We start from the raw sequence: 15,203 nt of genomic DNA, 5'->3' as shown, positions 1-15,203 counted from the left end.
ACGGGATGCCGGAACTCTTCGCGCAGTTGCTCCGCCAGGACTTCGCCGAGTTGGAGGCCGCCGCCCGTTCCTGGCGGCTGCTGGCCGACAAGCTGGGCGACACACAGGCGGACAGCGGCAAGTACGTGTCGGGGCCGCTGCACCGGGACAGGTGGGCGGGCGTCGGGGCGGACTACGGGTTCGCCGCGCTGGAGGCCACCGAGAGCAAACTCGGTACGGGCCGGATCAACGCCCACCTCATCCACGCCGTGCTGGACGGGCTCAACACCCGTATGCAGGAGTCCCAGCGCAAGTTGCGCAACGCCGTGGCGGACGCCGAGAAGGCCGGGCACACCGTCCGGGCCGACGGATGGGTGGAGCCGGTCGAGGCCGTCGACCCGAAGTACCACAACGACCCGGACCACCAGGGCGTACAGCAGCGGGCCAACGTCGGTCTGGGTGGCTATCGGGCCCGTATCGAAGCGGCGGTGAAGGAGGCGTCGACCGTCTGCACCAACGCGGCCGAACTCCTCCATCAGATCGACCCGTTCGACCTGGACAAGCGGTACGGGGGCGACCACGCGCGCGAAGACGCCGTACGGGTCGGGGAGTTCCTGGGCGTCGACAGGAAGAACCTGCCCGACGGGAAGGACCCGAAGCGGACGGCTGCCTGGTGGGCCGGGCTCGACGACGGGAAGCGGGACATGTTCCTCGCGGCGTTTCCCGAGCGCCTCGGCACGCTGGACGGGCTTCCCACCACCGTCCGCGACTCCGCGAACCGCACGACACTGGACATCCAGCTGAACGACTACGCCTTGCGGGAGGGCAGTCTCGGCCACCACGACCGGTACCTGTATCAGTCGCTGAGTGCGCTCAAGGAGAAGCTGGACGCGGCGGATGTCGTACCTCCGCAGAAGCGGCTCTATCTGCTCAAGTACGGGCTCACCAAGGACGGCACGGCCGTCGTCTCCGTCGGCAACCCCGACACCGCGAAGGACACTGCGGTGTTCGTGCCCGGGACGAGTCACCAGCTCGACAGCATGGGCGGTGACATCGACCGGATGAACAAGTTGCAGAACGCCGCCGGGAAGCGGACCCCGAACGGCGCCTCGGACGTCGCCGCGGTGGTCTGGCTCGACTACGACGCACCGGAGCTGGACACCGACCCGGGCAGCGCCGACCTCAGCGTCCTGGGCATCTCCACCGACGAACGGGCCCAGTCGGGCGGCGCGAAGCTGCGGGACTTCACCCGTGGCCTGCGCGCCGCGCACCAGGGCGACCAGGCCACGCATCTCACCGTCCTCGGCCACAGTTACGGCTCCACCACCGTCGGCGCCGCCGACGCCGGGGGCAGCGGGCTCGGCGCGGACGACGTGGTGGTGATGGGCAGCCCGGGGCTCACCGTCAGCCGTGCGGACCAGTTGCACACGGATCCCGGCCACCTGTGGGTGGGCGCCGCGAAGGACGACAAGGTCTCCGAGTTCGCCTCGGGCCTCTCGCTCGGCGTCGACCCCAAGGTGGCGTGGTTCGGGGCGCGGCAGATGTACGTCGACACGCACGGACACAGCGGCTACTGGGACGACGGAAGCCAGAGCCTGGCGAACCAGGGTCGCGTCATCGCCGGCCTGAATCCAGAAACACGAGGTCCCGAACCGTGGCCCGATCAACCCTCGTACTCTCCTCCGGCGCCGCGGCGCTGGCTCTGACGCTCCTCCTGGGAGGCTGTGTGTCCGGCAAGAAGGAAGCCAACGCCCCGCTGCCGCGCATGAGCAGGGAGAAGGCCGAGGAGTGGGCCAGGCACTGGACCGACTCCATGACCCGTACGGCGAAGGCGACCGTGGATCCGAGGACGGCCCGCCGCCAGGCCGACTACACCAACTGCGTCGGCAGGAACGGGGAGTCCGCCGACGACGGCAGGTTCACCCTGAGCTACTCGGTCCGCGCCACCCTCCCCCGCCCCCAGCACGCCGACGCCGTCCGGGCCCTTCGGGACGCCCTCAAGAGCCAGGGGTTCGAGATCCAGGGATACCGCTCGGATCCGGGGAAGGATCCGGCCAATCTGCTGGACGCCCAGCACCCGCGGGACCGGCACTCCATCTCGGCGGAGGACCTCGACGGGGACCTGCTGCTCTTCGTCGTCAGCACCCCCTGTCTGCTGCCGCCCGGCGTCGAGCAGCAGCAGTTGTGACGGCAGGAGGGGCGGCCGGTGTGCCGTCGCCCCTCCAGCTGCCGGCTACGCGTTCACCACCGCCGCCTGCGGTCGGATCGGGAGGCGGTTGACCGGGCGGCCCGTCGCCGCGCGGACCGCGGAGGCGATGGCCGCCGGGCTCGTCACCACCGGTACCGCGCTCGCGGGCTTCGCGCCGAAGGGGGCCACCACGTCCCGTTCCTCGACGAGTTTGACGATGCGGATGTCGGGGGCGTCCAGGGCCGTCGGCAGGGAGTAGCCGGTGAGGTCGGGGTGGCGGACCAGGCCGCGGGCCGTGCGGAGGTTCTCCGTGAGGGCCGCGCCGACGCCCTGGGTCACGCCCGCCTCGATGCGGGCGGCCAGCTGCGCGGGGTTGAGGACGCGGCCGACGTCCTGGGCGACCGCGAGCTCCACCACCCGTACCGAGCCGAGCTCGATGTCGACGTCGACCACCGCGCGGATCGCGCAGAACGCCAGGCCGACGAAGGCGTCGCCCTGGCCGGTCTCGTCGAGGGGTTCGGTGGGGTGCGGGCGGCACTGGGCGGTGGCCCACAGCTCCTTGCCGTCCATCGCCTCGCTGACCGTCGTCGACAGCACCCCGTCGTACGAGGTGATCTTGCCGTCGGCGATCTGGAGCAGCTCGGTCGACATGCCGAACTTGTGCGCCAGCGGCTGGAGGAGCTGGGTGCGGACCATCTTGGCCGCGCGTTCCACCGCCCCGCCCGACACCCAGGTGTGGCGGCCGTGCGACGCGGGGCCCGCGGGGGGCTGGTCGGTGTCGACGGGGGCCACGTGGACCTCTTCGATGCCCAGCGTCTCCTGGACGATCTGGCGGGCCAGCGTGGTGAAGCCCTGGCCGGTGTCGACGGCCGCGCAGATGACCGTGGCGACGCCGTCGTGCACCTTGACCGTGGCCGTGGACACCTCGTCCGTGCCCTCGGCGCCCAGCATGTGCACCATGCCCAGCGCGTAGCCGACGCCCCGGCGGACCGCGCCCGGCTCGCCCGCGCCCTCGGGGCCGCCGGGCAGCAGCCAGTCGTCCTCGGGGTCGTCCTTGGGCAGGGTGGGCAGCGGGAAGTCCCGTACGGCGGTGAGGAGTTCGGCCACCGGGGCCGGGCAGGTCACCGTCTGGCCGGTGGGGAGCAGGTCGCCGGTGGCCAGGACGTTGCGCATGCGCAGTTCGGCCGGGTCCAGGCCCAGCTTGGCGGCGAGCTTGTCCATCTGGCCCTCGTACGCGGCGCACACCTGCATCGCGCCCTCGCCGCGGACGTGGCCGGAGGGCGGGTTGTTGGTGCGGACGGCCCAGCCCTCGACGAAGGCGTGCGGGACGACGTACGGGCCGCAGGCGAAGGCCACCGCCGCCGCCAGCGACTCGGACGAGGAGTCCGCGTACGCGCCCGCGTCCAGCAGGATCTGCGCCTCCACCTTCACCAGCCGGCCCTCCGCGTCCGCGTGGTGGCGGTAGCGCAGCAGGGTGGGGTGGCGGTGGGCGTGGCCGAGGAAGGACTCCTCGCGGGTCGCGGTCAGCTTCACCGGGCAGCCGGTGCGCAGCGCGAGCAGCCCCAGCGGCAGCTGGAAGCCCAGGTCGTCGCGGTCGCCGGTGGCGCCGGGGACGCCCGTGACCACGAACTTCACGCGCTCGGGGTCCAGTCCGAAGCAGGCCGCCGCGAGGTCGCGGTCGGTGTGCGGGTCGGTGGAGGCGGTGTAGATCTCGACGCCGCCGTCGGGGCGCGGCACCGCGAGGCCGGCCTCGGCGCCGATGGGCGCCGGGTCCTGGCGGCCGATCCGGTAGAGGCCCTCGACGACGACCTCGCCGGTCGCCTCCGGGTCTCCGTACTGGAGCGGGATGTGGCGGATCAGGTTGCCGTCGGGGTGCAGGGGTTCGGCCGCGAACGCCTTCTCCGGGTCGGTGACCGGCTCCAGGAGCTCGTACTCCACCGCGATCGCCGCCGCCGCCAGGCGGGCGGTGTCCGGGTGGTCGGCGGCCACCGCCGCGATCGGCTCGCCGTGGTGGCGGACCACGTCGGAGGCGAAGACCGGGCGGTCCGCGATCCGGCGGCCGTGGGAGGCGTCGCCGGGCACGTCGGCCTGGGTGACGACGGCCCGTACGCCCGGCATCGCCACCGCGGCGGAGGTGTCGATCGCGACGATCCGCGCCGAGGCGTGCGGGGAGCGCAGCACGGCCGCCCAGAGCAGGCCCTCGGCCCACAGGTCGGACGCGTACGGGAAGGTGCCCTCGGTCTTGGCGCGCGCGTCGGCGGGCCGCAGCGCGGCGCCCAGGCCGTGGGTCGGGGGCTGCTCCGGCCCGGCCGCGCCGTCGACCGCCGCGGTCGCGGTGGCTGCGTCGTTGCTCACGCCATGCCTCCGTCGTGCGTGTGCGGGGACTGGACGCCGCCGGCGCCGGGCCCCGCCTGATGCGGAATTCGGGCTTCCTCGCCGCCGGCGGCTCCGGCGGCCCCGGCCGTCTCGTTCGCGGCGGCGCTGTGGGCCTCGCGCCCGGCCACGACCTCGCGCACGGCGTCGAGCACGCCCCGGTAGCCGGAGCAGCGGCAGAGGTTGCCGCAGAGCGCCTGGCGGGTCTCCAGGTCGGAGGGCGCGTGGTTGCCTTCGAGCAGGTCGTGGACGGTCATGGCCATGCCGGGGATGCAGAAGCCGCACTGCACGGCCCCGCACTCGGCCAGCGCGCGCTGCACGTCGGAGGGTTCGCCGTTGACGGCGAGGCCCTCGACGGTACGCACCTCGGACCCGGCGGTGGTGGCCGCGGGCACCAGGCAGGAGGCCACCAGACGGCCGTCGACCTGCACGTTGCAGGCGCCGCACTCGCCCTGCGAGCAGCCGTCCTTGGCGCCGGCGAGACCGAGCCGCTCGCGCAGCACGTAGAGCAGCGACTCACCGACCCACGCTTCGGTGACGGGCCGGTCGGCGCCGTTCACCCGCAGGACGTAGGAGGCGCGGGGGTGCTCCAGCTCGGCGGCGAACGCCGGTTCGGCGGCAGCGGCGGGCAGCGGTTCGGGGGTGGCCCCGGCCGCCTCCGGCAGGGGCTCGCCGGACGGCTCGGACGCGTCCTCGCCCGACGGCTCCGAGAGCGCCTCCCCCACGGCCTCGTGCTCCGGCCGTACGGGCTCGTGCTCCGGTTCGGGGCGGGGCTCCGGGAGCGGCTCGGCGGACGGCCGTGCCGCGTGGGCCGACCCGGCCGGGCGGACCGGCTCCGCGTCGTGGCCGGGCCCGGTCCCGCGGACGGGCTCCGGCTCGGGCTCCCGCACCGGCTCGTGGGCGTGCACCGGCTCGTGGACCGGTTCGTGTACGTGGACGGGCTCGGGGACGGGCTCCGGCTCGGGCGCGGTGGGCTCCGGGGCCGGAGCCGCCTCGGCCCGCAGGTCCTCGCGCGCGGCGTCGGCCGCGCCCGCGTCGAGCACCCCGGCGCCGGGGGCGTGCGGCAGCGCGTCCACGGGGTGCGCGGCCTCCGGTGCGCCGTGCTCCGGCGGGGCGTCGGCGGCGTCCCGCTCATGGGCGTCCCCGGCCGGTGCCTCCGGCTCGCGGAGCTCCGTCGCCAGCGCCGCCGACCAGGGCGCGGGGGCGCCACCGGGCAGGGTCGCGCCGGGCGGGGGCGGGTTCCAGGACACGACCGGCTCTTCCCGCACCGGGGTGCGCGGCCCGGCCGCTGCCGGGAACTCGGCGGCGGGCGGCTCGGCCGCGACCGGCTCGGGCAGCGGCTGCGCCACGGGGTGCGGCTGCGGGGCGCGCTCCGGCCGGGACGCGTGCTCGGGCCCCGGGGCGTGGTCCGGGTGCGGCGTGCGCTCGGGAAGGTGTGCGTGCTCGGGAAGCTGTGCGTGCTCGGGAAGCTGTGCGTGCTCCGGGAGGGGCGTGTGCTCCGGCTCCGCCGTCTGCCGGCCCGTCGCCCACGGCTCGCTCGCCCAGGGCGCGGGCGCGCCGCCGGGCAGGGTCGCCGGAGGGGTGGTGCCCCACTGCTCGATCAGGGAAGAAGTACTGAATTCGCCCGATTCATCCGGAAGTTCACCGTCGGCGACCGGGATCGTCCACTGGCCGGTCAGCGAGGCGTCGTCGGAGAAGTTCCACTGTCCCGTCGCACCGCGGTCCGGCACGGGGCCGCCCAGCGGGTCGCCCTCGGGCACCGCGGGGGCCGCCGGGGCCTGGGCGGGCGCGGCGGAGGCGTCGGGCCACTGCACCGAGCGCACCTGTCCGTCGGCCGCCCCGTGCTCGGCCAGGGCCGCCGGGATCGCCCAGGTGCCGGTGGCGGCCGGGTCGGTGGTGGCGGCGGGCGTCAACGGCACGATCATCGGCGGCACGTACCCGTGGCCGGGCGCGGCCAGCGGGTCGCCGCCGAGCAGGGCGTCCAGGTCCGGGGGCAGCTGGACGAAGGCGGTCGCGCCGTCGTCGTACTCGCCGCCCTGCGGGACCGGCTGCCAGCCGCCCGTTCCGCGCTCGTGGTGTTCGTTCTCGCTCACGACAGCGCCCTCCCCAGTGCTCGTCGGGCCAGTGCGGCGACGGTGCGCCGCAGGTGCAGTACGGCGGGCGACAGCGGCTGGCCGGGCGTGCCGTCGGCCGCGGGCGCCGGGTCCGGGATGCAGGCGGCGGCCACGTACTCGCCGAAGGCGTTCAGCGCCTCCGGGGCCAGCGCCGCGCGCTCGCCGTCCCAGTCGATCAGCGAGGCGATCCAGCGCTCGGCCTCCAGCGGGCGCAGCGGCATCGGGGCGATCGCCCCGACCGCGCAGCGCACCCCGCGCCGGGCCGGGTCCAGGACGACCGCGACCGAGGCGGTGGCGCGGCCCGGGCCGGTGCGGCCGGTCGCCTTGAGGAACACCTGCGGGGCGTGCAGCAGCGGCACGCTGACGTAGCCGATGAGCTCGGCGGGGGCGAGCATCTCGCGCCCGGCCAGCAGGTGGGAGACGGGGATCTCGCGCCGGGCGCCCTCGGGGCCCGCGATGATCAGGGTGGCTTCCAGCGCGGCCAGCACGGGCAGCGCGTCGCCGGTGGGGGCGGCCGAGGCGATGTTGCCGCCCAGGGTGCCCGCGTTGCGGATCTGCGGGGGGCCGGCGGCGCGCGCGGCTGCCGCGAGCGCCGGGATGAGCGCCGCGAAGTCCGGCCGGCCCATCCGCGCGTGCGTCAGCCCGGCGCCGAGCAGGGCGTGCCCGTCCTGGTACTGCCAGCCGCGGATCTCGTTGATCCGGCCTAGCCCGACGAGGCCCGCGGGGCGCAGCAGGCCCCGGTTCACCGCCGCCATCAGATCGGTGCCGCCCGCGACGGGCACGGCGGCGGGCATGGCGGCGAGCGCCGCCACGGCCTCGTCGAGCGAGGCCGGCAGTGTCACCGACTGCGCCGCCTGCGGTGCGTGCGTGGTCAACCCAGCTGCCCCTTCCCGGTGTCCCGGCTGTCCCGGCCGTCTCCGGCTGTGCTGGCCGTACCGTACGTGCTCACAGCCCGGACGTGGCAACTCTGGCACATCTTCCGAGCCGCCCGACGCGAGGGTCCGCGAAGGGCAGTTCCGTCCCCGGCCAGGTGAATGGTCCGGATTCACGGTTGTTGTACGACTTATCCGTACGCCCTGCCAGGGGTTCACGGTTCCAGGCTCCCGGGCGGGCGGCCCCCCGGATCCGCCCCGGCTCACACGTTTGGGGGCGACCCGTCGATCGGGCGTCCGAGACCGCCCTTCATCTTTTCGGGGGCCGGGCGCTTCTGCCAGGGCAACGGGCCGCCGGGCGGCCGGTACCCGACGCCGAGGGCGTCAAGTCGGCGGTAGTGCGTCTCCATTCGCCCGGCGAAGGCGGTGAAGTCGCGTTCGGCGGGGGCGGGCAGCGCCGACCAGGCCACCTCGGCGAAGGCCGCGAGCCGGGGGAACACCTGGTAGTCGACGCGTCCCTGGCCCTGCATCACCTCGGTCCAGACGTTGGCCTGGGTGCCGAGCACGTGCGCGGCCTCCTCCGGCGTCAGCTGCGGCGGCACCGGCTCGAAGCGGTAGACGTCCTCCAGGGTGCGCACGTATCCGATGGGCATCGGCTCGTCCGGGCCGTCGGCCTGCCGGTGGTCCAAGTAGACCTGCTGCTCCGGGCACATGACGACGTCGTGGCCCGCCCGGGCGGCCTCGACGCCGCCCCGGTAGCCGCGCCAGGAGGAGACGGTCGCGCCGGGCGCCAGACCGCCCTCCAGGATCTCGTCCCAGCCGATGAGACGGCGGCCCCGGTCGGCGAGCCAGCGGTCGAAGTGCCGGATGAACCACGACTGCAGCTCGTCCTCGCCGGCCAGCCCGAGCTCCCGGATGCGGGCCTGGGCGGTCGGGGACTCCTTCCACTGGTCCTTGGGGCACTCGTCGCCGCCGATGTGGACGAAGCGGGAGGGGAAGAGGGCCAGGACCTCCTCCAGCACTCCCTCGTAGAAGCGGAGGACGTCCTCGGTCGGCGCGAGGATGTTCGGATTGACGCCCCAGGTGTCCCAGACGGAGAGGGCGGCGGTGTCGACGACGTCGGTGTTCCCGAGCTCCGGGTAGGCGGAGATGGCGGCCTGCGAGTGGCCCGGGAGGTCGATTTCCGGAACCACGGTGATGTGCCGCTCGGCGGCGTACGCGACGATCTCGCGGATGTCGTCCTGGGTGTAGAAACCGCCGTGCGGCTTCTCGTCCCACAACTCCGAGGCACGATGGCCGTATTTGGTGCGCGCCCGCCAGGAGCCCACCTCCGTGAGCCGGGGGTGGCGCAGGATCTCGATGCGCCAGCCCTGGTCGTCGGTGAGGTGGAAGTGGAAGACGTTGAGCTTGTGGGCGGCCAGCAGGTCGAGCTGGCGCAGCACCCCTTCCTTGGGCATGAAGTAGCGCGAGACGTCGAGCAGCATGCCGCGCCAGCCGAACCGGGGCGCGTCCTCGATCACGCGCCACCCGATGCCGCGCGCGGCGCCGGTGTCGGCGCACGCCCGGCGGAAGGCGTCGGGGCCGAGCAGCTGACGCAGCGTCTGCGCGCCCCAGAACACCCCGGCCGCGCTGCCGCCCGCGATCTCGACGGAGTCGGCGACGGTGAGGCGGTAGCCCTCGGGGGCCAGCGCGGGGTCGACGCGCAGCCGCACCGCCCGCTCGGCGCCGGGCTCCCCCGGCGGCAGCGGGCGCGCCAGCGCGGTGCCCACGGTGGAGCGCAGCCAGTGCGCCACGCCCTCGGTGCCGGGACCGGCCACCAGGGCCGTGTCGACGGCCAGGACGAACGTGCGGTCGCCGGTGTCCTCGACGGACAGCGGTGCCGGGATCAGATCCGCGGAAGTCTTCGCCATGGGCCACACGGTAGACGCCACGCGCACGGCCCCCGCGGGCGCACCGGGTAGTGCGCCCGCGGGGGCCGTCGCGTGCGGCGGGGCGGGACCCTACTTCTTGTCCTTGCCGCCCTTGTCCTTGTCGCCTCCGGCGCCCATGGACTCGTAGATCTCCTTGCACATGGGGCAGACCGGGTACTTCTTCGGGTCGCGGCCCGGCACCCAGACCTTGCCGCAGAGCGCGACGACGGGGGTGCCGTCGAGCGCGCTCGCCATGATCTTGTCCTTCTGGACGTAGTGGGCGAAGCGCTCGTGATCGCCGTCGCCGTTCGACACCTGCGGCGTCGGCTCTACGAGGGTCCCCGTACCTGCCCCGCGCTCGGGCTCAAGAGTGCTCATAAGTTCCTAGCGTACTGAAGCGCGGCGGCTTCAGTTCAGCGAAGGGTCGTCCGGGTACGTCGCCACCATCGCCAGTTCGCTGCGCTGGCGCCGCAGCACGGCCCGCCACAGGGACTCCGGCTCCGGCGAGGAGACGTCACCGGGCTCGGACTCCACCACGTACCAGGCGCCGTCGCTCAGCTCGTCCTCCAGCTGGCCCGGGCCCCAGCCCGAGTACCCGGCGAAGATCCGCAGCGAGCCCAGGGCCGCCGCCAGCAGCTCCGGCGGGGCCTCCAGGTCGACCAGGCCGATCGCCCCGTAGACCCGGCGCCAGCCGATGGGGTCCCCCCTGCTCGAACGGAGCTGAGAGCTTGGGGAAGGTCCTTCGAAGCCGGGGATGACGGCGACGCCGAGCGCGGAGTCCAGGGAGACCGGGCCGCCCTGGAAGACCACCCCGGGCTCGCCGGCCAGCGCGGCCCACGGCTCCAGGATGTCGCCGACGGTGACCGGGGTCGGGCGGTTCAGGACCACGCCGAGCGAGCCCTCCTCGTCGTGGTCGAGGAGCAGCACCACCGCGCGGTCGAAGTTCGGATCCGCGAGGGCGGGGGTGGCGACGAGCAGCCGCCCTGTGAGCGAGGACACCTCGGTCATGCGGACATGATCCCGCATCTTCGGCCCCGGCGGGGAGCGCACGGCGGCAATGGGACCCGCCCGGTTTCGGCCACAACCGGACGGTGACCCTCCGCGAACACCCCTCAGCGGAGCGTGTTGTGGCGAATTCATTACAGGTGCGAAGCCCCCTTGCCCTTACAGGACATGGGTAGAAGCCCCTTACCCTTTTCTCTGGCCCCCTGCCCGACGACTCCGGAACGCGAGATTCATGACCGGCACAGACGATGTACTGCTTGTCCACGGCGGAACCCCGCTGGAGGGCGAGATCCGCGTCCGCGGCGCGAAGAACCTCGTGCCGAAGGCGATGGTCGCCGCCCTGCTCGGCAGCGGTCCGAGCCGGCTGCGCAATGTGCCCGACATCCGCGACGTACGCGTCGTACGCGGGCTGCTGCAGCTGCACGGCGTGACGGTCCGCCCCGGCGAGGAGCCGGGCGAGCTGATCCTGGACCCGTCGCACGTCGAAAGCGCGAACGTCGCCGACATCGACGCGCACGCGGGCTCCTCGCGCATCCCGATCCTGCTCTGCGGCCCGCTGCTGCACCGCCTCGGCCACGCCTTCATCCCCGGCCTGGGCGGCTGCGACATCGGCGGCCGGCCGATCGACTTCCACTTCGAGGTGCTGCGGCAGTTCGGCGCGACCATCGAGAAGCGCGCGGACGGCCAGTACCTGGAGGCCCCGCAGCGGCTGCGCGGCACCAAGATCCGGCTGCCCTACCCGTCGGTGGGCGCCACCGAGCAGGTGCTGCTCACGGCCGTCCTGGCCGAGGGCGTGACCGAGCTCTCCAACGCGGCCGTGGAGCCCGAGATCGAGGACCTCATCTGCGTACTGCAGAAGATGGGCGCGATCATCGCCATGGACACCGACCGGACCATCCGGATCACCGGTGTCGACAAGCTCGGCGGCTACACCCACCGCGCCCTCTCCGACCGCCTGGAGGCCGCCTCCTGGGCGTCCGCGGCGCTCGCGACCGAGGGCAACATCTATGTGCGCGGCGCCCAGCAGCGCTCGATGATGACCTTCCTCAACACCTACCGGAAGGTCGGCGGCGCCTTCGAGATCGACGACGAGGGCATCCGGTTCTGGCACCCGGGCGGCTCGCTCAAGTCGATCGCGCTGGAGACGGACGTCCACCCCGGCTTCCAGACCGACTGGCAGCAGCCGCTGGTCGTGGCCCTGACGCAGGCCACCGGCCTGTCGATCGTGCACGAGACGGTGTACGAGTCGCGGCTCGGGTTCACGTCCGCGCTGAACCAGATGGGCGCGCACATCCAGCTGTACCGGGAGTGCCTGGGCGGCTCCGACTGCCGGTTCGGGCAGCGGAACTTCCTGCACTCGGCGGTCGTGAGCGGGCCCACCAAGCTCCAGGGCGCGGATCTGGTCATCCCCGACCTGCGGGGCGGGTTCTCGTACCTGATCGCCGCGCTGGCCGCGCAGGGGACGTCCCGGGTGCACGGGATCGATCTCATCAACCGGGGGTACGAGAACTTCATGGAGAAGCTGGTCGAGCTCGGGGCGAAGGTGGAACTCCCCAACGGCTCCCTGAGCTGACGCTCCCCCTCTCCCCCACTCCGCCCCTTCCCCCACCCCTCCCGGGGGTGGCGGGAAGGGGCGGAGCCGTCTGCCCCGCCCGGCCTCCACCTGCGACCCGGTGGGGGCCGCTCGCGTGCCCCTGTTGAAACCCGCCTTCACCTGCGTCCCGCGGCGAGCTGGTCGCGCAGTTCCCCGCGCCCCCAGGAGGGCCCTGCGGGCCCATCTTGAGGGGCGCGGGGAACTGCGCGAGCAACCCAGCACGGTCCGCAGGTGGAGGCGGGTTTTCAGGGGCGCGGGGAACTGCGCGGGCAGCCCACGTCGGCCCGCAGGTGGGGGCGGGTTTTCAGGGGCGCGGGGAACTGCGCGACAAGCCCCCACCGGTCCGCAGACAAAGAACCAGCCCCGGAAGGGGCACGGGGAACTGCGCGGGCAGCCCACGTCGGCCCGCAGGTGGAGGCGGGTTTTCAGGGGCGCGGGGAACTGCGCGACAAGCCCCCACCGGTCCGCAGACAAAGAACCAGCCCCGGAAGGGGCGCGGGGAACTGCGCGGGCAGCCCACGTCGGCCCGCGGGCGAAGGACCGGGCCCGGCGGGCGTACGGCGAAGGGCGGCCACCCCCCTCCACGGGGGTGGCCGCCCTCGTCGCGCGGCTAAGCGGCCTGCCTAGGGGCGCTTACTTGCCCTTCGCGGCTTCCTTGAGCTTCGAGCCCGCGGAGACCTTCACGCTGAAACCGGCCGGGATGTCGATCGGGTCACCGGTCTGCGGGTTGCGAGCGGTACGAGCGGCACGGTGGGTGCGCTCGAAGGTCAGGAAGCCGGGGATGGTGACCTTCTCGTCGCCCTTGGCGACGACCTCGCCGACCGTCTCGGCGAGAGCGGCCAGAACGGCGTCGGCGTCCTTGCGGGTCACCTCGGCGCGGTCGGCCAGCGCGGCCACCAGCTCACTGCGGTTCATGTTCTTACTCCCGTGTTCTTCTTGCCTGTGAGGCGTGCCACGCGGCGGAAAGCCGCATGTTGGGTACAGCGAAGCCGATGCTGCCAGGGCCCTCGGACAGTCCCCGGACCCGGGTCCGTGTCGGACCCTCGCGCCCGGTTACGCATCCTGCCCCCACCTGTGGCGGGAAAGCCAATCCGGCACCCTTCGGAGTCACACGAAAAGCGCCACAACCCCGTCATGGTGACGCTCCGTCGACTCCCTGGAGACTCGCTGGAACCGCCGGGGCGGATGCGGTTCATGGTCCGCCACCCTACGGGCGCCCCCAGGGCGCCGCATCCCGCGACGCGCCGGAGGCGGGGCGGACGTGGGGCCGGTCACAGCGCGTCCGCGCCGCGGCCCGGCCCCCCGGGGAGACCGTCCGGCCGCCGGTGGCGGCCGTCGCGGGGCCCGTCAGAGAGCGGCCTGGGCCGCCGTGCGCACCGCGCCCGCGACCGCGCCCGCGACCTTGTCGTTGAAGACGGACGGGATGATGTAGTTCGGGTTCAGCTCGCCCTCGGTCACCACGTCGGCGAGCGCGGTCGCGGCGGCCAGCATCATGTCGGTGTTCACCGTGCGCGACTGGGCGTCCAGGAGGCCGCGGAAGACGCCCGGGAAGACCAGCACGTTGTTGATCTGGTTGGGGAAGTCGGAGCGGCCGGTGGCCACCACGGCCGCCGTCTCGCGCGCGACGCCCGGGTCGACCTCGGGGTCGGGGTTCGCGAGCGCGAAGACGATGGCGCCCTCGGCCATCGCGGCCACGTCGTCGCCGTTCAGGACGTTGGGGGCGGAGACGCCGATGAAGACGTCGGCGCCGACCACGGCCTCCTTGAGGGTGCCGGTGAGGCCCTCGGGGTTGGTGTTGTCGGCGATCCAGCGCAGCGACGCCATGTCGGAGTCGCCGTCGGCGCCGGCCAGGTCGGCGCGGCCCGCGTGGACGACGCCCTGGATGTCGGCGACGACCGCGTTCTTCACCCCGGCCGCCAGCAGCAGCTTGAGGATGGCCGTACCGGCCGCGCCCGCGCCGGACATGACGACCCGTACGTCGCCGATGCCCTTGCCGACCACGCGCAGCGCGTTGGTGAGCGCGGCGAGCACCACGATGGCGGTGCCGTGCTGGTCGTCGTGGAAGACGGGGATGTCGAGGGCCTCGCGCAGCCGTGCCTCGATCTCGAAGCAGCGGGGGGCGGAGATGTCTTCGAGGTTGATGCCGGCGAAGCCGGGGGCGATCGCCTTGACGATCGCGACGATCTCGTCGGTGTCCTGGGTGTCCAGGCAGAGCGGCCAGGCGTCGATGCCCGCGAACCGCTTGAAGAGGGCCGCCTTGCCCTCCATGACCGGGAGCGCGGCCTTGGGGCCGATGTTGCCGAGGCCGAGGACGGCCGAGCCGTCGGTGACCACGGCGACGGAGTTGCGCTTGATGGTGAGGCGGCGGGCGTCCTCGGGGTTCTCGGCGATCGCCATGCAGACCCGGGCGACCCCCGGGGTGTAGATCATCGAGAGGTCGTCACGGTTGCGGATGGGGTGCTTGGACGCCATCTCGATCTTGCCGCCGAGGTGCATCAGGAACGTACGGTCGGAGACCTTGCCGAGGGTGACGCCCTCGATCCCGCGCAGCTTCCCGACGATCTCGTCGGCGTGCGCCGTGGAGGTGGCCGCGATGGTGACGTCGATCCGGAGCTTCTCGTGGCCGGAGGCGGTCACGTCGAGGCCGGTGACCGATCCGCCGGAGGACTCCACGGCCGTGGTGAGCTGGGAGACCGCCGTTCCGCTGGCGGGCACCTCCAGTCTGACCGTCATCGAGTACGAGACGCTGGGCGCCGTTGCCATGACCGGGTTCCTCTGCTTTCCCTAGCTTCGTTGCTAGCGCCGCCCCGCGCTGTTGCCGGGCCGGCGCCTTCCGATGTTCGCACCTACCGGCGGGTAGCCGGTAACGCGTCGTTCTTTTTGGAAAACAGTTTCCACCATACGAGAGAGACTGCTTCGGCGGAAGCCCCGAAAAGCAGAACAGGCCCACGCCATCGGAAGATGACGTGGGCCTGTCGCCACGTTGAAGACACCGACCCGCCATGCTCGCCTCGCGGCAAGTGGTCGCTCTAGGCGACTAAGGTTGGGCCCGGGGGCTTGGATCGAGCCGGTGCCACAACCAGGCTAACAAACCACCCCGGCAAGTGATTCGCACTTCGCGGGTTGACTGCGCCGTCCGGGCGCGCGGACCGCCCCCGGACGCCGCTC

Annotated in this window: 11 protein-coding genes; 3 read left to right on the top strand and 8 right to left on the bottom strand. The window is 73.3% G+C overall.

Going from position 1 to position 15,203, the window contains the following annotated elements; genetic code table 11:
• Positions 1-5: 5 nt before the first annotated feature.
• Together AB5J87_RS21805 and AB5J87_RS21800 are read left to right on the top strand one after the other, a co-directional pair.
• On the top strand, positions 6-1,685 hold the full coding sequence (locus AB5J87_RS21805) for an alpha/beta hydrolase (protein ID WP_369378576.1): 1,680 nt from the start codon (positions 6-8) through the stop codon (positions 1,683-1,685).
• On the top strand, positions 1,634-2,167 hold the full coding sequence (locus AB5J87_RS21800; RefSeq protein WP_369378575.1) for a hypothetical protein: 534 nt from the start codon (positions 1,634-1,636) through the stop codon (positions 2,165-2,167). Before AB5J87_RS21805 ends, AB5J87_RS21800 begins: the two co-directional genes overlap by 52 nt.
• A gap of 45 nt (positions 2,168-2,212) precedes the next feature.
• Here the strand turns inward: AB5J87_RS21800 and AB5J87_RS21795 are convergent, their stop codons facing one another.
• The 6 genes from AB5J87_RS21795 to AB5J87_RS21770 form a co-directional block, all read right to left on the bottom strand.
• Positions 2,213-4,522: a xanthine dehydrogenase family protein molybdopterin-binding subunit gene (locus AB5J87_RS21795; protein ID WP_369378574.1), complete on the bottom strand. Its 2,310-nt coding sequence runs from the start codon at positions 4,520-4,522 to the stop codon at positions 2,213-2,215.
• Positions 4,519-6,633 carry a 2Fe-2S iron-sulfur cluster-binding protein gene (locus AB5J87_RS21790; RefSeq protein ID WP_369378573.1) on the bottom strand — a complete coding sequence of 705 codons (2,115 nt, stop codon included), beginning with the start codon at positions 6,631-6,633 and terminating at the stop codon, positions 4,519-4,521. Before AB5J87_RS21790 ends, AB5J87_RS21795 begins: the two co-directional genes overlap by 4 nt.
• Positions 6,630-7,529, bottom strand: a complete 900-nt coding sequence (locus AB5J87_RS21785; protein WP_369378572.1) for a xanthine dehydrogenase family protein subunit M — start codon at positions 7,527-7,529, stop codon at positions 6,630-6,632. The genes AB5J87_RS21790 and AB5J87_RS21785 overlap by 4 nt, the downstream gene beginning before the upstream one ends.
• Positions 7,530-7,789: 260 nt before the next feature.
• On the bottom strand, positions 7,790-9,436 hold the full coding sequence (locus AB5J87_RS21780; RefSeq protein WP_369378571.1) for a beta-N-acetylhexosaminidase: 1,647 nt from the start codon (positions 9,434-9,436) through the stop codon (positions 7,790-7,792).
• A gap of 90 nt (positions 9,437-9,526) precedes the next feature.
• Positions 9,527-9,814 (bottom strand): DUF3039 domain-containing protein, encoded by a 288-nt coding sequence (locus AB5J87_RS21775; RefSeq protein WP_078966510.1) that lies wholly within the window; start codon positions 9,812-9,814, stop codon positions 9,527-9,529.
• Positions 9,815-9,844: 30 nt separating this feature from the next.
• Positions 9,845-10,444, bottom strand: coding sequence for a YqgE/AlgH family protein (locus tag AB5J87_RS21770; RefSeq protein ID WP_369378570.1), 600 nt, complete (start codon positions 10,442-10,444; stop codon positions 9,845-9,847).
• A gap of 229 nt (positions 10,445-10,673) precedes the next feature.
• On the opposite strand from AB5J87_RS21770, the gene murA reads away from it, so the two are divergent.
• Positions 10,674-12,014 carry a UDP-N-acetylglucosamine 1-carboxyvinyltransferase gene (murA, locus tag AB5J87_RS21765; RefSeq protein ID WP_369378569.1) on the top strand — a complete coding sequence of 447 codons (1,341 nt, stop codon included), beginning with the start codon at positions 10,674-10,676 and terminating at the stop codon, positions 12,012-12,014.
• Positions 12,015-12,668: 654 nt separating this feature from the next.
• On the opposite strand, the gene AB5J87_RS21760 is transcribed toward murA, so the two are convergent.
• Both AB5J87_RS21760 and AB5J87_RS21755 read right to left on the bottom strand, forming a co-directional pair.
• Positions 12,669-12,950 (bottom strand): HU family DNA-binding protein, encoded by a 282-nt coding sequence (locus AB5J87_RS21760; RefSeq protein WP_067159632.1) that lies wholly within the window; start codon positions 12,948-12,950, stop codon positions 12,669-12,671.
• Positions 12,951-13,382: 432 nt separating this feature from the next.
• On the bottom strand, positions 13,383-14,798 hold the full coding sequence (locus AB5J87_RS21755; protein WP_369378568.1) for an NAD-dependent malic enzyme: 1,416 nt from the start codon (positions 14,796-14,798) through the stop codon (positions 13,383-13,385).
• Positions 14,799-15,203 lie beyond the last annotated feature (405 nt).

Source organism: Streptomyces sp. cg36, from assembly GCF_041080675.1.
In the GTDB taxonomy this organism is placed as follows: Bacteria; Actinomycetota; Actinomycetes; order Streptomycetales; family Streptomycetaceae; genus Streptomyces.
This window is presented reverse-complemented; position numbering and strand designations above follow the sequence as displayed.